The sequence below is a fragment of the Mycobacterium sp. ACS4331 genome, from assembly GCF_001667265.1.
GTDB lineage: Bacteria > Actinomycetota > Actinomycetes > Mycobacteriales > Mycobacteriaceae > Mycobacterium.
In genome coordinates, this window is record NZ_LZHW01000015.1 from 69,848 (window position 1) to 86,088 (window position 16,241).

At 68.9% G+C, this 16,241-nt stretch carries 16 protein-coding genes; 11 read left to right on the top strand and 5 right to left on the bottom strand.

Annotation, left to right across the window (positions count from 1 at the left end; translation table 11 throughout):
- The first annotated feature begins 22 nt into the window (after positions 1–22).
- The 4 genes from A5727_RS05425 (at position 23) to A5727_RS05440 (ending at position 4,558) form a co-directional block, all read left to right on the top strand.
- A complete protein-coding gene (locus A5727_RS05425; protein WP_068245784.1) occupies positions 23–1,309 on the top strand; it encodes a magnesium transporter MgtE N-terminal domain-containing protein in 1,287 nt (428 codons plus the stop codon).
- Positions 1,306–1,836: a DUF1003 domain-containing protein gene (locus tag A5727_RS05430; protein WP_068245787.1), complete on the top strand. Its 531-nt coding sequence runs from the start codon at positions 1,306–1,308 to the stop codon at positions 1,834–1,836. Before A5727_RS05425 ends, A5727_RS05430 begins: the two co-directional genes overlap by 4 nt.
- Before the next feature lie 118 nt (positions 1,837–1,954).
- Positions 1,955–3,361: a lytic transglycosylase domain-containing protein gene (locus A5727_RS05435; RefSeq protein ID WP_068245790.1), complete on the top strand. Its 1,407-nt coding sequence runs from the start codon at positions 1,955–1,957 to the stop codon at positions 3,359–3,361.
- 57 nt (positions 3,362–3,418) lie between these two features.
- Positions 3,419–4,558: an Mrp/NBP35 family ATP-binding protein gene (locus tag A5727_RS05440; RefSeq protein ID WP_068245793.1), complete on the top strand. Its 1,140-nt coding sequence runs from the start codon at positions 3,419–3,421 to the stop codon at positions 4,556–4,558.
- A 170-nt stretch (positions 4,559–4,728) separates the two neighbouring features.
- Here A5727_RS05440 and tatB read toward each other — a convergent pair whose 3' ends face one another.
- The 4 genes from tatB to sigE all read right to left on the bottom strand — a co-directional run bounded on the left by tatB (position 4,729) and on the right by sigE (position 7,877).
- Positions 4,729–5,148 carry a Sec-independent protein translocase protein TatB gene (gene tatB, locus A5727_RS05445; RefSeq protein WP_068245795.1) on the bottom strand — a complete coding sequence of 140 codons (420 nt, stop codon included), beginning with the start codon at positions 5,146–5,148 and terminating at the stop codon, positions 4,729–4,731.
- 2 nt (positions 5,149–5,150) lie between these two features.
- Complete coding sequence (htrA, locus tag A5727_RS05450) at positions 5,151–6,653, bottom strand: serine protease HtrA (protein ID WP_068245798.1); 1,503 nt, start codon at positions 6,651–6,653, stop codon at positions 5,151–5,153.
- 64 nt (positions 6,654–6,717) lie between these two features.
- The gene (gene rseA, locus A5727_RS05455) at positions 6,718–7,122 is read right to left on the bottom strand and encodes an anti-sigma E factor RseA (protein ID WP_068245801.1); all 405 of its coding nucleotides are present in this window, start codon (positions 7,120–7,122) and stop codon (positions 6,718–6,720) included.
- A gap of 125 nt (positions 7,123–7,247) precedes the next feature.
- Positions 7,248–7,877, bottom strand: coding sequence for an RNA polymerase sigma factor SigE (gene sigE, locus A5727_RS05460; RefSeq protein WP_231991962.1), 630 nt, complete (start codon positions 7,875–7,877; stop codon positions 7,248–7,250).
- Positions 7,878–8,219: 342 nt separating this feature from the next.
- Between sigE and A5727_RS05465 the strand changes: the two genes are divergently transcribed.
- The 6 genes from A5727_RS05465 (at position 8,220) to A5727_RS05490 (ending at position 13,557) form a co-directional block, all read left to right on the top strand.
- On the top strand, positions 8,220–8,900 hold the full coding sequence (locus A5727_RS05465; protein ID WP_068245806.1) for an O-methyltransferase: 681 nt from the start codon (positions 8,220–8,222) through the stop codon (positions 8,898–8,900).
- Positions 8,901–9,022: 122 nt separating this feature from the next.
- Positions 9,023–9,691: a TetR/AcrR family transcriptional regulator gene (locus A5727_RS05470; protein ID WP_068245810.1), complete on the top strand. Its 669-nt coding sequence runs from the start codon at positions 9,023–9,025 to the stop codon at positions 9,689–9,691.
- Positions 9,663–10,598, top strand: a complete 936-nt coding sequence (locus tag A5727_RS05475) for an ABC transporter ATP-binding protein (protein ID WP_068245813.1) — start codon at positions 9,663–9,665, stop codon at positions 10,596–10,598. The genes A5727_RS05470 and A5727_RS05475 overlap by 29 nt, the downstream gene beginning before the upstream one ends.
- Entirely contained in the window at positions 10,595–12,229 is a 1,635-nt protein-coding gene (locus tag A5727_RS05480; protein WP_157521233.1) for an ABC transporter permease, read from the top strand. Before A5727_RS05475 ends, A5727_RS05480 begins: the two co-directional genes overlap by 4 nt.
- Positions 12,230–12,239: 10 nt before the next feature.
- On the top strand, positions 12,240–12,917 hold the full coding sequence (locus A5727_RS05485) for a methyltransferase family protein (protein WP_068245816.1): 678 nt from the start codon (positions 12,240–12,242) through the stop codon (positions 12,915–12,917).
- Positions 12,918–12,957: 40 nt separating this feature from the next.
- A complete protein-coding gene (locus A5727_RS05490) occupies positions 12,958–13,557 on the top strand; it encodes a DUF4126 domain-containing protein (protein ID WP_068245819.1) in 600 nt (199 codons plus the stop codon).
- A 97-nt stretch (positions 13,558–13,654) separates the two neighbouring features.
- Here A5727_RS05490 and glgC read toward each other — a convergent pair whose 3' ends face one another.
- Positions 13,655–14,869 carry a glucose-1-phosphate adenylyltransferase gene (gene glgC / locus A5727_RS05495; protein ID WP_068245822.1) on the bottom strand — a complete coding sequence of 405 codons (1,215 nt, stop codon included), beginning with the start codon at positions 14,867–14,869 and terminating at the stop codon, positions 13,655–13,657.
- Positions 14,870–14,999: 130 nt separating this feature from the next.
- Between glgC and glgA the strand changes: the two genes are divergently transcribed.
- Positions 15,000–16,163, top strand: a complete 1,164-nt coding sequence (glgA, locus tag A5727_RS05500; protein ID WP_068245825.1) for a glycogen synthase — start codon at positions 15,000–15,002, stop codon at positions 16,161–16,163.
- The last annotated feature ends 78 nt before the right edge of the window (positions 16,164–16,241 follow it).

The window sequence follows — 16,241 nt, forward strand, 5'->3', positions numbered from 1 at the left end:
TCCACTCCTACCCTTAACAGTCATGGCGTCCGTCAACAGGGTCTACGCGGCGCGTCTGGCTGGGTTGGTGGTGCTGGGACCCGACGGGGAGTCGCTGGGCAGAGTCCGCGACGTCGTCATCAGCATCAGCATCGTGCGACAGCAGCCCCGCGTACTGGGCCTCGTTGTCGAATTGCTCACGCGGCGAAGGATTTTCGTACCGATTCTGCGGGTCACCGCGATCGAATCTCATGCCGTCACCCTCACCACCGCCAACGTGTCGCTGCGGCGTTTCGTCCAGCGTCCGGGTGAAGTGCTGGTGCTTGGGCAGGTGCTGGACACCCGCGTGCAGGTCAACGATCCCGAGTACGAGCAGCTCGCCGGCATCGACCTGACGGTCGTCGACCTCGCGATCGAGCAGATCCGGTCGCGCGACTGGATCGTGACGCGGGTCGCCGTCCGAAGCCAGCGACGGTTGGGCCGGCGCAGCAACGTCTACGTGATCGACTGGCAGAACGTCTCGGGCCTGACGCCGTCGGGCCTCGCGTTGCCCGGCCAGGGGGTGGCCCAGCTTCTGCACCAGTTCGAAGATCAGCGCCCGATCGAGGTGGCCGACGCGATCCGCGAGTTGCCGCGCAAGCGCCGCAACGAGGTGATCACCGCTCTCGACGACGAACGGTTGGCCGACATCCTGCAGGAGCTGCAGGAGGACGAGCAGATCGACGTGCTGCAGTCGCTGGACACCGAACGCGCCGCCGACGTGCTCGAGGCCATGGACCCCGACGACGCCGCCGACCTGCTGGGTGTCCTGAACCCGACCGAGGCCGAGGTGCTGTTGGCCCGGATGGACCCCGAGGACTCCGACCCGGTGCGCCGCCTGCTGCAGCACTCCCCCGACACCGCGGGTGGCCTCATGACGTCGGATCCCGTCGTGCTGGCCCCCGACACGACGGTGGCCGAGGCGTTGGCGCGGGTGCGCGACCCCGACCTGACGCCGGCCCTGGCCTCGCTGGTGTTCGTCGTGCGTCCGCCCACGGCCACCCCGACGGGCCGGTACCTGGGGTGCGTACACCTGCAGCGCCTGCTGCGCGAGCCACCCGCGGCGCTGGTCAGCGGGATCGTCGACGCCGACCTGCCGAGCCTGGAGCCGGACATGTCGTTGGCCGCGTTGACCCGGTATTTCGCGGCCTACAACCTGGTGTGCGGGCCGGTCGTCGACGAGGAGGGGCACCTGCTGGGCGCCGTCACGGTCGACGACATCCTCGACCACCTGCTGCCGCACGACTGGCGGGCCAGCGAGGGTGAACCCGAACTGGACACCGCGCCGTGAGCGAGTCGACGTCACGCGGACGTCTCGACACGCCGCGCACGTCCCGCTTCGCGCCTCGCGTCGACGTCGAGGCGGTGGGACGGTTCAGCGAGAACATCGCCCGGTTCCTCGGCACGGGGCGCTACCTGGCCATTCAGACCATCGTCGTGATCGTATGGATTGCCCTGAACCTCTTCGCGGTCGGCCTGGAATGGGACCCCTACCCGTTCATCCTGTTGAATCTCGCGTTCTCGACGCAGGCCGCCTACGCCGCCCCGCTGATCCTGCTGGCCCAGAACCGGCAGGAGAACCGCGACCGCGTCGCCCTCGATGAGGACCGGCGTCGCGCCGAACAGACCAAGGCCGACACCGAGTACCTGGCCCGCGAGCTTGCGGCACTGCGCCTGGCGATCGGTGAAGTGGTCACCCGCGACTACCTGCGCCGCGAACTCGAGGAGTTGCGTGACATGCTCGAGGCGCTGCAGCCGGAGCACACCGACGGGAAGTCCAAGTCGGGCCGGGGCGACGGAGGAAAGAAATCGTCGTGAGCAGGGCAGGAGAGCAGTTGCACGACCATTGTGGCCACAGCCGTCACAAGACTATGTATGGTGACTTGGTTCACAAGTGGAACGACGAGACCCATCTGGCAGCAACGAGGACGGTCGAGTGCGCATAGGCGGAGGCTCGGGGGCGCGCCCGGCCCTGGCGACGACTCTGACTTCCGCGCGCGGCCGACTCTCCCGCGTCGCGCATTCACCTGCGCTGGGCGTCGGCATCATCACCCCGCTGGTCCTGGCCGCGGCCGTCGGCGCCTCCGGCCCGACGCTGGCCCCCAACAACGACAACGTGCACGACACGGATGTGACGCCGATGGTCGCGGTCGCGCCCACGCCGCGCGACACGTCGGGCCCGACGGTGATCGCCGTCGCCCGGCCCCCGACACCGTTCCACGTGGCCAAGGCGAACGTGTCGGCCCCGCCGCCGAGCGTCGTGGTGTCGGCCCCGGGAGCCATGCGCATCCCGGCGATCGCCCTGAGCGCCTACCGCAACGCCGAGTCGATGATGGCCCGCGCCTACCCGAACTGCGGCGTCAGCTGGAATCTGCTGGCCGGCATCGGCCGCATCGAGTCCGGCCACGCCAACGGCGGTGCCACCGACACCCGCGGCAACCCCGTGAACCCGATCTACGGTCCCGCTCTGGACGGCACGCTGCCCGGCAACGAGGTCATCGTTCAGAGTGTGCAGGCCGGACGGGTCACCTATGTGCGGGCCATGGGCCCGATGCAGTTCCTGCCGGGCACCTGGTCGCGCTACGCCTCCGATGGTGACGGCGACGGCAGGGCTGACCCACAGAACGTCTACGACGCGGCCCTGGCCGCGGCCCGCTACCTGTGCAGCGGCAACCTGAATCTGCGCGATCAGAACCAGGTGCTGACCTCGATCCTGCGCTACAACAACTCGATGGCCTACGCGCGCAACGTGCTCGGCTGGGCCGGGGCCTACGCGACCGGCGTCGCTCCGCTGGACCTGCCGCCGATCAACGGGGCGCCGCCGATCGCGGACACCCATATCGAGGCGTTCGAAGGCATTCAGGGGTTCCAGGGCCTTGGCCCGGATCTGCCGGGGACCAGCCTCAGCAACCCGATCGGTGAGCTTCCGGTGTTCAACCTGACCCCGACCGACGTCGCCAACCAGCTGCCCGTGCCGCCCGGTCCGCCCTCGGCCGGCCCGGGCACCGCACCCGAGTCACCCTGCGCGGTGTTCTGCATCGGCGGAAACCCGGCGCACACGCCCACCCCTGCGGCACCGCCGCCGGCACCGTTCCTGCCGCCCTGGATGGCTCCCCCGCCACCACCGGCAGCTGCCCCGGCCCTGCCCGCGGCCCCGGCACTGCCGGGTATGCCCGGCGCTGAGGCCCCCGTTCCCGGCGCTCCGGCCCCTGCCCCAGCGGCAGCTCCGGGTCCGGTCCCGGCGTCGGCTCCGGGCTCGGCCCCAGCCGAGTCGGCGCCCCCGGCACCGGGCCCCGCATCGACGGGACCGCTGCCCGGGCCTGCCGAGGCTCCCACCCCTTAAGGCCGTCAACGGCTGCGCTGAAAACAGGGTGGGCCCGCCCCACTAGACTCAGCGGTGATGACTGAAACCTCCGATCTCGCCGGGGCCGTGCGGACCGCGCTGGCCAAGGTGATCGACCCTGAACTGCGCCGCCCCATCACCGAACTCGGGATGGTGAAGAACATCGAGGTCGGCGCCGACTCGGCGATCCACGTCGAGATCTATCTGACCACCGCCGCGTGCCCGAAGAAGACCGAGATCAGCGAACTGGTCACCCAGGCCGTCGCGGACGTGCCCGGCACCGGCGCGGTTCGGGTCAGCCTCGACGTGATGAACGACGAACAGCGCGCCGAACTCCGCAGGCAGCTTCGCGGCGACGCCGCCGAACCGGTCATCCCGTTCGCGCAGCCCGGATCGCTGACCCGGGTGTACGCCGTGGCCTCCGGCAAGGGCGGGGTGGGCAAGTCCAGCGTCACCGTGAACCTGGCCGCGGCGATGGCCGCCCGCGGGCTGTCGGTCGGTCTTCTCGACGCCGACATCTACGGCCATTCAGTGCCGCGCATGATGGGCACCGACGACCGGCCCACGCAGGTGGACTCGATGATCGTGCCGCCCGTCGCGCACGACGTGAAGGTCATCTCGATCGCCCAGTTCACCCAGGGCAACACGCCCGTGGTGTGGCGCGGGCCGATGCTGCACCGAGCCCTGCAGCAGTTCCTGACCGACGTCTACTGGGGCGACCTCGATGTGCTGCTGCTCGACCTGCCGCCGGGCACCGGTGACGTCGCGATATCGATCGCACAGTTGATCCCCAGCGCGGAGATCCTGGTCGTCACGACGCCGCAGTTGGCGGCCGCCGAGGTCGCCGAGCGGGCTGGCGCGATCGCGCTGCAGACCCGGCAGCGCGTCGTCGGCGTGGTGGAGAACATGTCCGGCATGGTGCTGCCCGACGGCACCACCATGCAGGTGTTCGGCGAGGGTGGCGGCAAGCAGGTCGCCGAGAGCCTGAGCCGGTCGGTTGGTGCCGACGTCCCGCTGCTGGGGCAGGTGCCACTGGATCCCGCCCTGGTGGCCGCGGGCGACAGCGGGGTGCCGCTGGTGCTCTCAGCGCCGGATTCGGCAGCGGGGAGGCAGCTGCGCAGCATTGCCGATGCGCTGTCCGAGCGGAAGCGGGGGCTGGCCGGTATGTCGCTGGGATTGGACACCACCCGACGCTGAGCGGTGTCGGCGCCCTTTCGCGCCCGCCGGCGACCTTTCCCGCCCGCTGGCGCCCGGCCACGTCATCGCGCGACTGCCAGACTGCAGTCAGGGCTGTGATGATCGGTCCCCAACAGCCCTGGATGCATTTTCGCGGGCGGAAGTAACGAATCTCGCGGGCGGGGTTGCCTCTAGGTGGCGTCGGGATCGAACTTCGTCGGGGCCGGGGTGCTGGACTCGACGGCCGGTGTCGGCGAGGGTGCCGACACGGGCTTGACCGCCGAACCGTTGGACGTCGGCGAACCCTTCAGCTCATCGACCTCGAAGGCCTTGAAGACCGAATCATCGCCTTCCAGAAGGTGTTTGGTGATCGCTGCTCGCGGGGTCATCCCCCGCAGCCGGTTCAGCTCGGACAGCGGTTCACGCAGGTCCTCGAACTCGGGGCCGAGGTCCTCGCGCAGTTGACTCGTGGCGCCGCTGACGTAGTCGCGCGCCTGGCGCAGAGCACCTGAGGTCCAACGGATCGCACCCGGCAGGCGTTCCGGGCCGAGCACCACCAGGCCGATGATCACCAGCACCAGCATCTCGCCCCAGCCGACATTGGCGAACATGTCTAGCCGTCCGCCTGCGGAGTGACGCGCAGCGTGACGTGCCGCCCGTCGCGAACCACCTCGATGTCGGCCTCTTCACCGGGCTTCAGCTGCCGCACCGCGACGATCATCTCGTCGGCATCCGCGACCTTGCGATCTCCGACCCGAACCACGACGTCATTCTCCAGCACGCCGGCCTTCTCCGCCGGGCCACCGGCCTTGACGTTGGCAACCTGCGCGCCGGACGCCAGGTCGTTGCTGACCGACCGAGCGCTCAAGCCCAGCGTCGGGTGGTTGATCTTGCCGTCCTTGATCAGGGTCTCGGCGGTGTACTTCATCTCGTTGACCGGGATCGCGAAGCCCAGACCGCTCGCGCTGTCGGACAGGGACTTACCCGCGGTGTTGATCCCGATGACCTCGGAATTCATGTTGATCAGCGGTCCACCGGAGTTGCCGTGGTTGATCGAGGCGTCGGTCTGGATCGCGTCGATCACGGTGTCGGTGTCGGATCCGTCGCCGGACAGCGGGACGGGCCGGTGCAGCGCGCTGACGATGCCGTGGGTCACCGTGCTGCGCAGTCCGAGCGGTGCACCTGCCGCGATGACCTCTTCGCCGACCTTGACCTTGTCGGAGTCTCCGAGCCGCGCCACCGTCAGGTTGTCGACGTTGTCGACCTTGAGCACCGCGAGGTCGGTCTTCGGATCACGGCCCACGAGGTTGGCCGGCACGATCTTGCCGTCGTTGAAGACGACGGTCATCTTGTACTGGCTCGGGTTGGCCGCGGCCTCGGAGATCACATGGTTGTTGGTGACGATGTAGCCCTGGCCGTCGATGACGACGCCCGATCCCTGCGCCCCGGTCTTGTCGCTGACCGCCTCGATCGTGACGACCGAGTCGGCCACCGACGCGGCCACCCGGGAGAACTGTCCCGGGGGAAGCTCCTCGCCGCTGCCGGTCTCCAGCGTCACCTTGGACGTCGTGAAGGCCTCGGCGACCGTGGCGGTCTTCTGCCCGATCCAGCCGCCGACCAGGCCGATTGCCAGCGCCATGGCACCGAGGATCGCCAGCACGCCGTAGGAGACGCTGCGCCCGAACAGCACATCGCGCACCCCGAGCTTGGTCGGCACGAACGCCGCGGCGGTCGCCGGCTGCGCCTCTACTGCCGGTTTGCCGGGTGCCACCTGCGCCGCCGGATTACGCCACGGATCCTCGGGTTCCTCGGGGCCCTCGCCCTCCGCCTCGAGCGCGCCCGCGTCGATCGGATGACGCTGAAGGGATTCCGCGCCCGTGTAGGGGCGGCCGAAGGCCTGCGCCAGGACAGGGTCCGGCGGCAGGTCGCGGGGCTGGAACTCGTCGGCTTCGCGATACTTCGCAGACCGCACGTTCTCGGCGATGAAGGAGCCGTCGACGCCGTCCGGCCTGCCGAACACGCGGCGAGATGCTTCGTCAACGGGCGGTCGGGTGACGGGACGAGGGGCCAGGCGTGGGCCGCTCGATCCCGGCGCGGAGTCTTCGTTAGGGCTCAAGTCATCCTCTTCTTGCGCTCACGAGATGCGGCCGGGCCGCGTCCCGGCGCCGACCGTGCCTAGCCTACCGGCGACGACGCCGGTCGCGACCGCGGTCTTGGGCCAGCGGATCGGCAACCGGCTGCTGCACGTCGTCGGGCGGCGTCAGCGGGGCATTGGGAATCTGCGACAGCGTGGTGAACAGACTGCTCGGCATGCTCACGGGCCAGGAGTCCCGCAGCGCTTCGCGCGCCTGCCGTTGCGCGTCGACCTCGGCGGCACACTGCGAGCACAGGGACAGGTGATGGGCCGCGCGCAGGTGCGCGTTCATCCTCAGTTCACCGTCGACGTAGGCGGCGACCGCCTCGATCGACAGGTGCTCGGTGGAACCGAACTGCCGCGGCGCCCCGATGGGAGCGCTGCTCTGCGAAGCGAACTGCGCGGGAAGCCAGGAGAACGCACGGCGGAACAGGTGCCCACGCTCCATCATCACCCGCGCTCCTCTTCCCGCTGTGCGCCCGCGCAGGGCGGACCGGACAGAATCACCTCGAATGTAGCGCGCGACACGCTGCCCTTGATAGCGATACGACATCATGATCGGTCCGTTCCGGGGATTCAGGCCGAGTCGGCCGCGCGGTTCGCCTCAGCTGCCAGGAAATCCCGGATGGCCTGGCGGCCGCGGTGGATGCGACTGCGGACGGTGCCCAGCTTCACGCCGAGAGTGGCGCCGATCTCCTCGTAGGACAGACCTTCGATGTCGCACAGCACGACGGCGGCGCGGAACTCCGGAGGCAGAGCGTCGAGCGCGGCCTGCAGGTCGGCGTTGAGCCGCGCATCGTGGTAGATCTGCTCGGGGTTCGGGTCGTCGGCCGGGACGCGGTCGTAATCGTCGGGCAGCGCCTCCATGCGGATGCGGCTGCGGCGCCGGACCATGTCCAGGAACAGGTTCGTGGTGATGCGGTGCAGCCAGCCCTCGAAGGTTCCGGGCTGGTAGTTCTGCAGCGACCGGAAGACCCGGATGAAGGTCTCCTGCGTGAGATCCTCGGCGTCGTGCTGATTGCCGGAGAGGCGGTAGGCCAACCGGTACACGCGGTCGGCGTGCTGGCGCACCAGTTCATCCCAGGACGGCATCGTGGCTTTATCGCCGGTGGCGTCGAACACCGCAGTGCCCTGAGGCTCCTCCGACGGCTCGATGAAGTGATCGGTCTGCTGCTCGAGATGAGCCATGGTGGTCGGGGCCATCATCGTGGTGGTCGTCAGATCCTCCTGGTCACGGCTGGGGCATGCTGCCCGCAGACGACGAATGTCATCGGCAACACCCGCAGACTGCTGAGTATTCCCGGACCAGCATTCGCCGCGTTCCATGCGGATACCCTCTCTCGAACGTGTGTGCCAACAGTGTGAGCAAACTGAGCTTTCCCTGAGAAAGGCGCTGGCGGTGCCGTTGCGCTGGGGCGATGCGGGAAAGTGATGTGCACCATGCCCCGACGACACCGGCGTGTCGGCGGACGACTCACCGTACCGCGGGACGGTCCTGCCGTGGCGCGCCTGTTTCATGAGCGGGTCGCTTGCCTCTACGCTGCGGGAATGGCCTCTCAAGACGAACCAGGAGGCGCCGAGAACGCCCGCCGCGCCGAGTCGATGCTGACCCATGCCGAGGGCTCGATCTCCGAGGACGCGGTGCTGGCCGCGACCCGTGAGCGCTCCGAGGACACCGGGTGCGGTGCGGTGACGCCGGCCGTCGGCGCGCTGCTGAGCCTGCTGACGAGGCTGTCCGGCGGCAAAGCCGTCGTCGAAGTGGGCACTGGTGTCGGCGTCAGTGGACTGTGGCTCCTGGCGGGTATGCGCGACGACGGCGTACTGACCACCATCGACGTCGAACCCGAGCATCAGCGTCTGGCCAAGCAGGCCTTCAACGAGGGCGGGATCGGCCCCTCCCGGACCCGGCTCATCAGCGGTCGCGCGCAGGAGGTGCTCACCCGCCTGGCCGACGAGTCCTACGACCTGGTGTTCATCGACGCCGAACCCCGCGACCAGCCCGACTTCGTCGTCGAGGGCGTGCGCCTGCTGCGCCCCGGCGGGGTCATCGTGGTGCACCGCGCCGCGCTGGGCGGCCGCGCCGGGGACCCGGCGGCCAACGATCCCGAGGTCGTCGCCGTACGCGAAGCCGCGCGCCTGATCGCCGAGGATGAACGCCTCACCCCCGTGCTGGTCCCGCTGGGCGACGGCATCCTGGCGGCCGCGCGCGAGCAGTCCCCCAGCGAGTAGCCCCCAAGCAGCCCCGCGACCAGGCCCCAGAACGGCCAGCTTCGGCAACGAAAGCGCCGCTCTGGGGCCTGCCGGCGGTCAAGGGGTTGACGGCCGCTGAACAAGTGTTTAGCGTACTGAACATGCGTTCAGTGGACGATCTGACCGCAGCCGCGAGGATCCGCTCGGCGGCCATCGAACAGTTCGGTCAACACGGTTTCGATGTCAGCGTGCGCGCGATCGCCAAGGCCGCGGGGGTCAGCCCCGCTCTGGTGATCCACCACTTCGGATCCAAAGATCAGCTCCGCAGGGTGTGCGACGAGTTCGTCGCCGAGACCGTCCGCGAGTCGAAGTCCGAATCACTGCAGACCAGTGATCCCGCCGCCTGGTTCGCGGCCGTCGCCGAGATCGAGGATTTCGCGCCGCTGATGGCCTACCTCGTCCGCAGCCTGCAGACCGGCGGCGAACTGGCGAAGATGCTCTGGCGCAGGATGATCGGCAACGCCGAGCAGTACCTCGACGACGGCGTGCGGGCCGGCACCGTCAAACCCAGCGCCGACCCGAAGGCGCGCGCCCGCTTCCTGGCCATGGCCGGCGGCGGCGGGTTCCTGCTGTATCTGCAACTGCACGATCACCCCGACGACATGCGAGCGGTGCTTCACGACTACGCACGGGACATGGTCCTGCCCGCGCTGGAGGTCTACACCCAGGGACTGTTGACCGACTCCACGATGTTCGACGCATTCCTCGCCGAACGCGAACAACAACCCGAGGAGGGGACGGATGACCCCAAGGAGCAGGTTCGCGGTTGAAACCCGCGGTCTGATCAAGAATTTCGGATCGGTGCGCGCACTTGACGGGCTGGACCTGACGGTCCACACCGGTGAGGTGCACGGCTTCCTCGGCCCGAACGGTGCCGGAAAGTCGACCACGCTGCGCGTGCTGCTGGGCCTGGTCCGCGCCGACGGCGGGAGCGCGCACGTGCTTGGCGGTGATCCCTGGACCGACGCCGTCGCACTGCACCGCGACATGGCCTACGTGCCGGGTGATGTGACGCTCTGGCCGTCGCTGACCGGCGGTGAGATCATCGACCTGCTGGCCAGAATGCGAGGCGGACAGGACACGCGACGGCGCGAGGAATTGATCGAACGCTTCGCGCTCGACCCGTCGAAGAAGGCACGCGCCTACTCGAAGGGCAACCGGCAGAAGGTCTCCCTGGTCTCAGCGTTCTCGTCCCACGCCACGCTGTTGATGCTCGATGAACCGAGCACGGGGCTGGATCCCTTGATGGAGAACGTCTTTCAGCAGTGTGTCCGCGAGGCCCGGGACCGGGGCGCGACCGTGCTGCTGTCGAGCCACATCCTGGCCGAGACCGAAGCGCTGTGCGACCGGCTGACGATCATCCGCGCGGGCCGCACCGTCGAGAGCGGCACGCTGGAGTCGCTGCGTCATCTCTCGCGCACCTCGATCAAGGCCGAGATGGTCCGTGATCCCGGCGATGTCGGCCGGATGCCCGGGGTCGCCGACGCGAGCTTCGACGGAATCACCCTGCACGCGCAGGTCGACAGCGCCAGCCTGGGTGATCTGATCCGACGACTCGGCGACGCCGGGGTGCGCAGCCTGGAGAGCCGGCCGCCCACCCTGGAGGATCTGTTCCTGCAGCACTACGACACCACCGACCCGGACCAAGCCCGAACCCCAGACGAGGTGCACTCATGAGCACCGCGACACTGGACCGGCCCGGCGCACCGGCGAACCCTGCGCGGCCGCGGACCGGTGATTTCACGGGAACCCTTGGGCTGCTGCGGATTCAACTGCGTCGCGATCGGATCGTGCTGCCGCTGTGGGTGGTGCTGCTGTCGGTGCCGCTGGCCTCGGTCTACATCAGCAGCGTCGACGCCGTCTACCCGACGCAGGCCTCGCGCACGGCACTGGCGGCATCGATCATGGCAAGTCCGGCCCAGCGCGCGTTGTACGGCAACGTCTACGCCGACAGCCTTGGCGCCGTGGGGATCTGGAAGGCATCGATCTTCCATCTGCTGATCGCCGTGGCCGTCATCCTGACCGTCATCCGCCACACCCGCGCCGACGAGGAGGCCGGCCGCACCGAACTCGTCGACACGTGCGTCGTCGGCCGATACGCGAGCCTGGCGGCCACCCTGCTGCTGGTGTGCGGCGCAGCGGCGGCGACGGCGGTCATCGGGTTCGCCGGACTCGCGACGACCGAGGTGCCGTTGGCCGGTTCGGCGGCGTTCTGCCTCGCGCTGTTCGGGTCGGGATTGGTCTTCACGGGTGTGGCCGCGGTCTCGGCCCAACTCTCCCCCAGCGCGCGATTCGCGCGCGGACTGGCGTTCGGGGTGCTGGCGTCGGCGTTCGCGCTGCGCGCAGTCGGCGACGCGGGTGCGGTGGGACTGTCCTGGCTGTCGCCGTTGGGCTGGTCGCTGCAGATGCGACCGTACGCCGGGGACCGGTGGTGGGTGCTGCTCCTGCATCTGGGCACGGCCGTGGCATTGATCGCGATGGCCTTCGTGCTGTTGAACCGCCGCGACGTCGGCGCAGGCCTGCTGGCTGAACGGCCCGGTCCTCGGCGCGCCGCGCCGTCGTTGAGCGGTGTGTTCGGTCTGGCCTGGCGACTCGACCGCGGCACCGTGCTGCTGTGGACGGTGGGTCTGTGCCTTTACGGCCTGATGATCGGCAGCGTCGCACATGGGGTCGCCGACGAGATCGGCGGCAGCCAGATCGCGCACGATGTGGTCATCCGCCTCGGCGGCGTCGAAGCACTCGAAGAGGCGTTCATCGCGGTCGCGTTCACGATGTTCGCGATGTTGGCCTCCGCCTGCGGCATCTCGGTGGCGCTGCGCCTGCACCAGGAGGAGTCCGGCCTGCGCGCCGAGCCGCTGCTGGCCGGCGCCGTCAGCAGGAGCCGTTGGCTGGCAAGCCATCTCGTCATCGCGGCGCTGGGCAGCGGTGCGGCGATGCTGGTCGCGGGATGGGCCGTCGGACTGACCTACGGCATCGCGGCCTCCGACGTCAACGGAAAGATGATCCACGTGCTGGGCGCCGCGGTCGCGCAGCTTCCCGCCGTGTGGCTTCTCATCGCGGTCACCGCAGCGCTCTTCGGCTCGATCCCCCGATTCACCCCAGTCGCGTGGGCTGTGCTCGCGGGCTTCGTGACGCTGTATCTGCTCGGATCGCTGGCCGGGTTCCCCCACTGGCTGCTGGACGTCGTTCCCTTCGTGCACGTGGCCGGCACGGCGTCCCCGCTGGTGCCCGCACTCTGGCTGTTGGCGATCGACGCAGCGCTGATCGTGTGCGCGTTCGCGGCGTTTCGGCGTCGCGATCTGCGCTGAGGAGGACGCCATGAAGCTTGCGCTGCAGACCGTCGCTTCGGCCATCGTCGGTTTCGCCTTCTTCGCGTTGGCGCTGTTCCTCCCCGCGGGAACCTGGCACTACTGGCAGGCCTGGGTCTTCATCGCGGTGTTCGCCGTGTCCACCTTCATCCCCACCATCTATCTGGCGATCACGGATCCGGCTGCGCTTCAACGCCGTCTGCGCGCCGGCCCCACGGCCGAGACCCGGCCCGCGCAGCGGATCATCATGACCGCGACCGTCGGGCTGGTGGTGGCGATCCTGGTGCTCAGCGCGCTCGACCACCGCTTCGGCTGGTCGCAGGTGCCGTTCTGGCTGATCGTGGTGGGCGACGTGTTCGTCGCGGTCGGGCTGACCGCGGCACAGGGGGTGGTGGTCATCGCCAATCGGTTCGCCGGCGCGTCTATCACGGTCGAGTCCGGCCAGCGGTTGGTGACCACGGGCCCGTACCGCATGGTGCGTCACCCGATGTACAGCTCGGTGCTGGTGATGATGGTCGGCATGCCGCTGGCGCTCGACTCGTTCTGGGCGCTGGCACTGGTTCCGCCTGGGCTGCTGTTGCTGGCCACCCGGATCCGCGACGAGGAACGCCTGCTGTCCGACGAACTCGCCGGTTACCGCGATTACGCCGAGAAGGTCAGGTACCGCCTGGTCCCACGCGTGTGGTGAATACCCCGGCCCGGGGCGGCCGTCACCGCATACTTATGCCATGGAGCAGTTGCTGACGGGCCTGGGCCTGTCCACCGCAGCGGGACTCAACGCCTACATCCCCATGCTGATGCTCGGACTGCTCGCGCGGTTCACCGACGTGGTGAACCTGCCGCAGGGCTGGTCCTGGATGGAGAACGGATGGGTGCTGGCCATCCTGGCCGTACTGCTGGTCGTCGAGGTCATCGCCGACAAGGTGCCCGCACTCGACAGCATCAACGACACCGTGCAGACGTTCGTGCGGCCCGCGGCGGGTGGCATCGTGTTCGGGTCCGGGACGGCGGCCCAGACCACCGCTGTCGCCGATCCCGGTGCGTGGGCGCAGTCGGGCCAGTGGGTGCCCGTCGTGATCGGCGTCGTCATCGCGCTCGTGGTGTCGCTGACCAAATCGGCGGTCAGACCGGCGGCCAACGTCGCGACCGCAGGCGTGGCCGCACCCGTGCTTTCGACCGTTGAGGACGTCACGAGCTTCGGTCTGGTGCTCGTGGCGCTGCTGCTGCCCGTGCTGGTGCTGGTGTTCCTGGCGGTGATCGCCTGGGGCGCGTGGAAGCTGCTGCGCCGCATCCGCAGCCGAAAGAGACCCGTCCCGGGCGCGCCCTGAAAGCGGGCACCCGCGTCGAAGCCCGCCCCCTCCGCGAGGCTGTAGGTGCCGCGCAGTTCAAGCGAGTGAACTACAGGCTGGGTGAAATTCCGGCTCGCTAGATCCAGACGCCCTTGCCGACTGCGACGACGCCGCCGGAACTCACCGCGAACCGGTCCCGGTCCTTCTCCAGGTCGACGCCCACCATCTCGCCGGGGCCGACGACGACGTTCTTGTCCAGAATCGCCTTGCGCACCACGGCACCGCGGCCGACGCGGACGCCGGGCATCAGCACGCTGCCCTCGACGATCGCGCCGTCGTCGATCACGACGTTGGAGGAAAGCACCGAGTTGCGCACCGACGCCGCCGACACGATGCTGCCCGCACCGACCACCGACTCCTGCGCCGAACCGCCGTTGACGAATTTGGCCGGTGCCAGGTTCTCCGCGCCGCCGCGGATCGGCCAACGCTTGTTGTACAGGTTGAACACCGGGTGCACCGACACCAGGTCCATGTGCGCGTCGTAGAACGCGTCGAGCGTTCCGACGTCACGCCAGTACCCGTGGTCGCGCTCGGTGGCGCCGGGCACCTCGTTGTTGCTGAAGTCGTACACCGAGGCCATGCCGTCGGCCACCAGGCGCGGGATGATGTCGCCGCCCATGTCGTGGTCGGAATGGTCGTCGTCGGCGTCGGCGCGGATCGCGTCGATCAGCACCTTGGTGGTGAAGATGTAGTTGCCCATCGAGACGAACGTCTGCTCGGGGTCGTCGGGGGTGCCCGGCGGGTCGGCCGGCTTCTCCACGAACTGCCGGATCCGGCCGGAATCGTCGGCGTCGATGCATCCGAACGCGGTCGCCTCGGTGCGCGGAACCCGGATGCCCGCCACGGTCGCGCCCGCGCCGCTTTCGATGTGGTGCTGCACCATCTGCTCGGGATCCATCCGGTACACGTGGTCGGCACCGAAGATCACGATGTAGTCGGGATCCTCGTCGTAGATCAGGTTCAGCGACTGGTAGATCGCGTCGGCCGAGCCGGTGTACCAGCGCGGCCCGAGGCGCTGCTGAGCCGGCACCGGGGTGATGTACTCCCCGGCCAATCCCGACAGCCGCCAATTCTGCGAGATGTGCCGGTCCAGCGAATGCGATTTGTATTGCGTCAGAACGCAGATCCGCAGATACCGGGCATTCACCAGGTTGGACAGCACGAAGTCGATCAGGCGGTAACCACCGCCGAAGGGAACCGCCGGCTTGGCGCGATCAGCCGTCAATGGGTACAGGCGCTTGCCCTCCCCGCCCGCCAGGACGATGCCCAGCACATGTGGCGCTTCCCTCATTCCTCAAACCTATCGGCACACAGCCGGATGCGGCTAGGTCAAACGCCGATTTGTACGCCGCCGCACAGCGGATATCGCCCCGTTTGGAGGCAGGGGTGCGCACACCCCACCGCACCACTACGGTGACGCTATGCGGGTGGCGATGATGACGCGGGAGTATCCGCCGGAGGTCTACGGCGGCGCCGGTGTCCACGTGACCGAACTCGTCGCCCAGCTGCGCAGACTGTGCGACGTCGACGTGCACTGCATGGGTGCGCCGCGTCCGGGCGTGACGGTCGCTCAACCCGATCCGGCGCTGCAGGGCGCCAACGCCGCACTGTCGACGCTGTCGACCGATCTGGTGATGGCCAACAGTGCTGCGGGGGCCGACATCGTGCACTCTCACACCTGGTACACCGGCATGGCCGGGCACGTCGCGGCGCTGCTGTATGGCATCCCGCATGTGGTGACCGCGCATTCGCTGGAACCGCTTCGGCCCTGGAAGGCCGAGCAGCTCGGCGGCGGCTACCGCGTCTCGTCGTGGGTGGAACGCACCGCGGTGGAGGCGGCCGACGCGGTCATCGCGGTCAGTTCCGGGATGCGCGAGGACGTGCTGCGGGTCTACCCGGCGCTCGACCCCAACCGGGTGCACGTCGTGAAGAACGGCATCGACACCGCCGCGTGGTACCCCGCCGCGCCGGATCCCGAGGACTCGGTACTCGCCGACCTCGGCGTGGATCCCAGCCGGCCGGTGGTGGCCTTCGTCGGTCGGATCACCCGGCAGAAGGGGGTCGCGCATCTGGTCGCGGCGGCACACCGCTTCGCGCCCGAGGCGCAGTTGGTGCTGTGCGCCGGAGCACCCGACACCCCCGAGATCGCCGCTGAGGTGTCGAACGCGGTGGATGAGTTGTCGGCCGCGCGATCCGGAGTGTTCTGGGTGCGCGAGATGCTGCCGATCGCGAAGATCCGCGAGATTCTGTCCGCTGCGACGGTCTTCGTGTGTCCGTCGGTGTACGAGCCGCTCGGCATCGTCAATCTTGAGGCCATGGCGTGCTCCACCGCGGTCGTCGCCTCAGACGTCGGCGGGATACCCGAGGTGGTCAGCGACGGGGTGACCGGCACCCTCGTGCACTACGACGCGGCCGCGTCGCAGGCGTTCGAGACCGATCTGGCCGACGCGGTGAACGCGCTGATCGCCGACCCCGACAAGGCGGATGCCTTCGGACGGGCCGGACGTCAGCGCTGCATCGACGAGTTCTCCTGGGCCCATATCGCCGAGCAGACCCTGGAGATCTACCGCAAGGTGTCGGCCTAGTTGTGATGTCCAGGGACGTTGTCCGGTTTGGTATCGGTGAGCCTGTGTGACAGGTGAAGGCCTCCGGTTGTGAAGTGG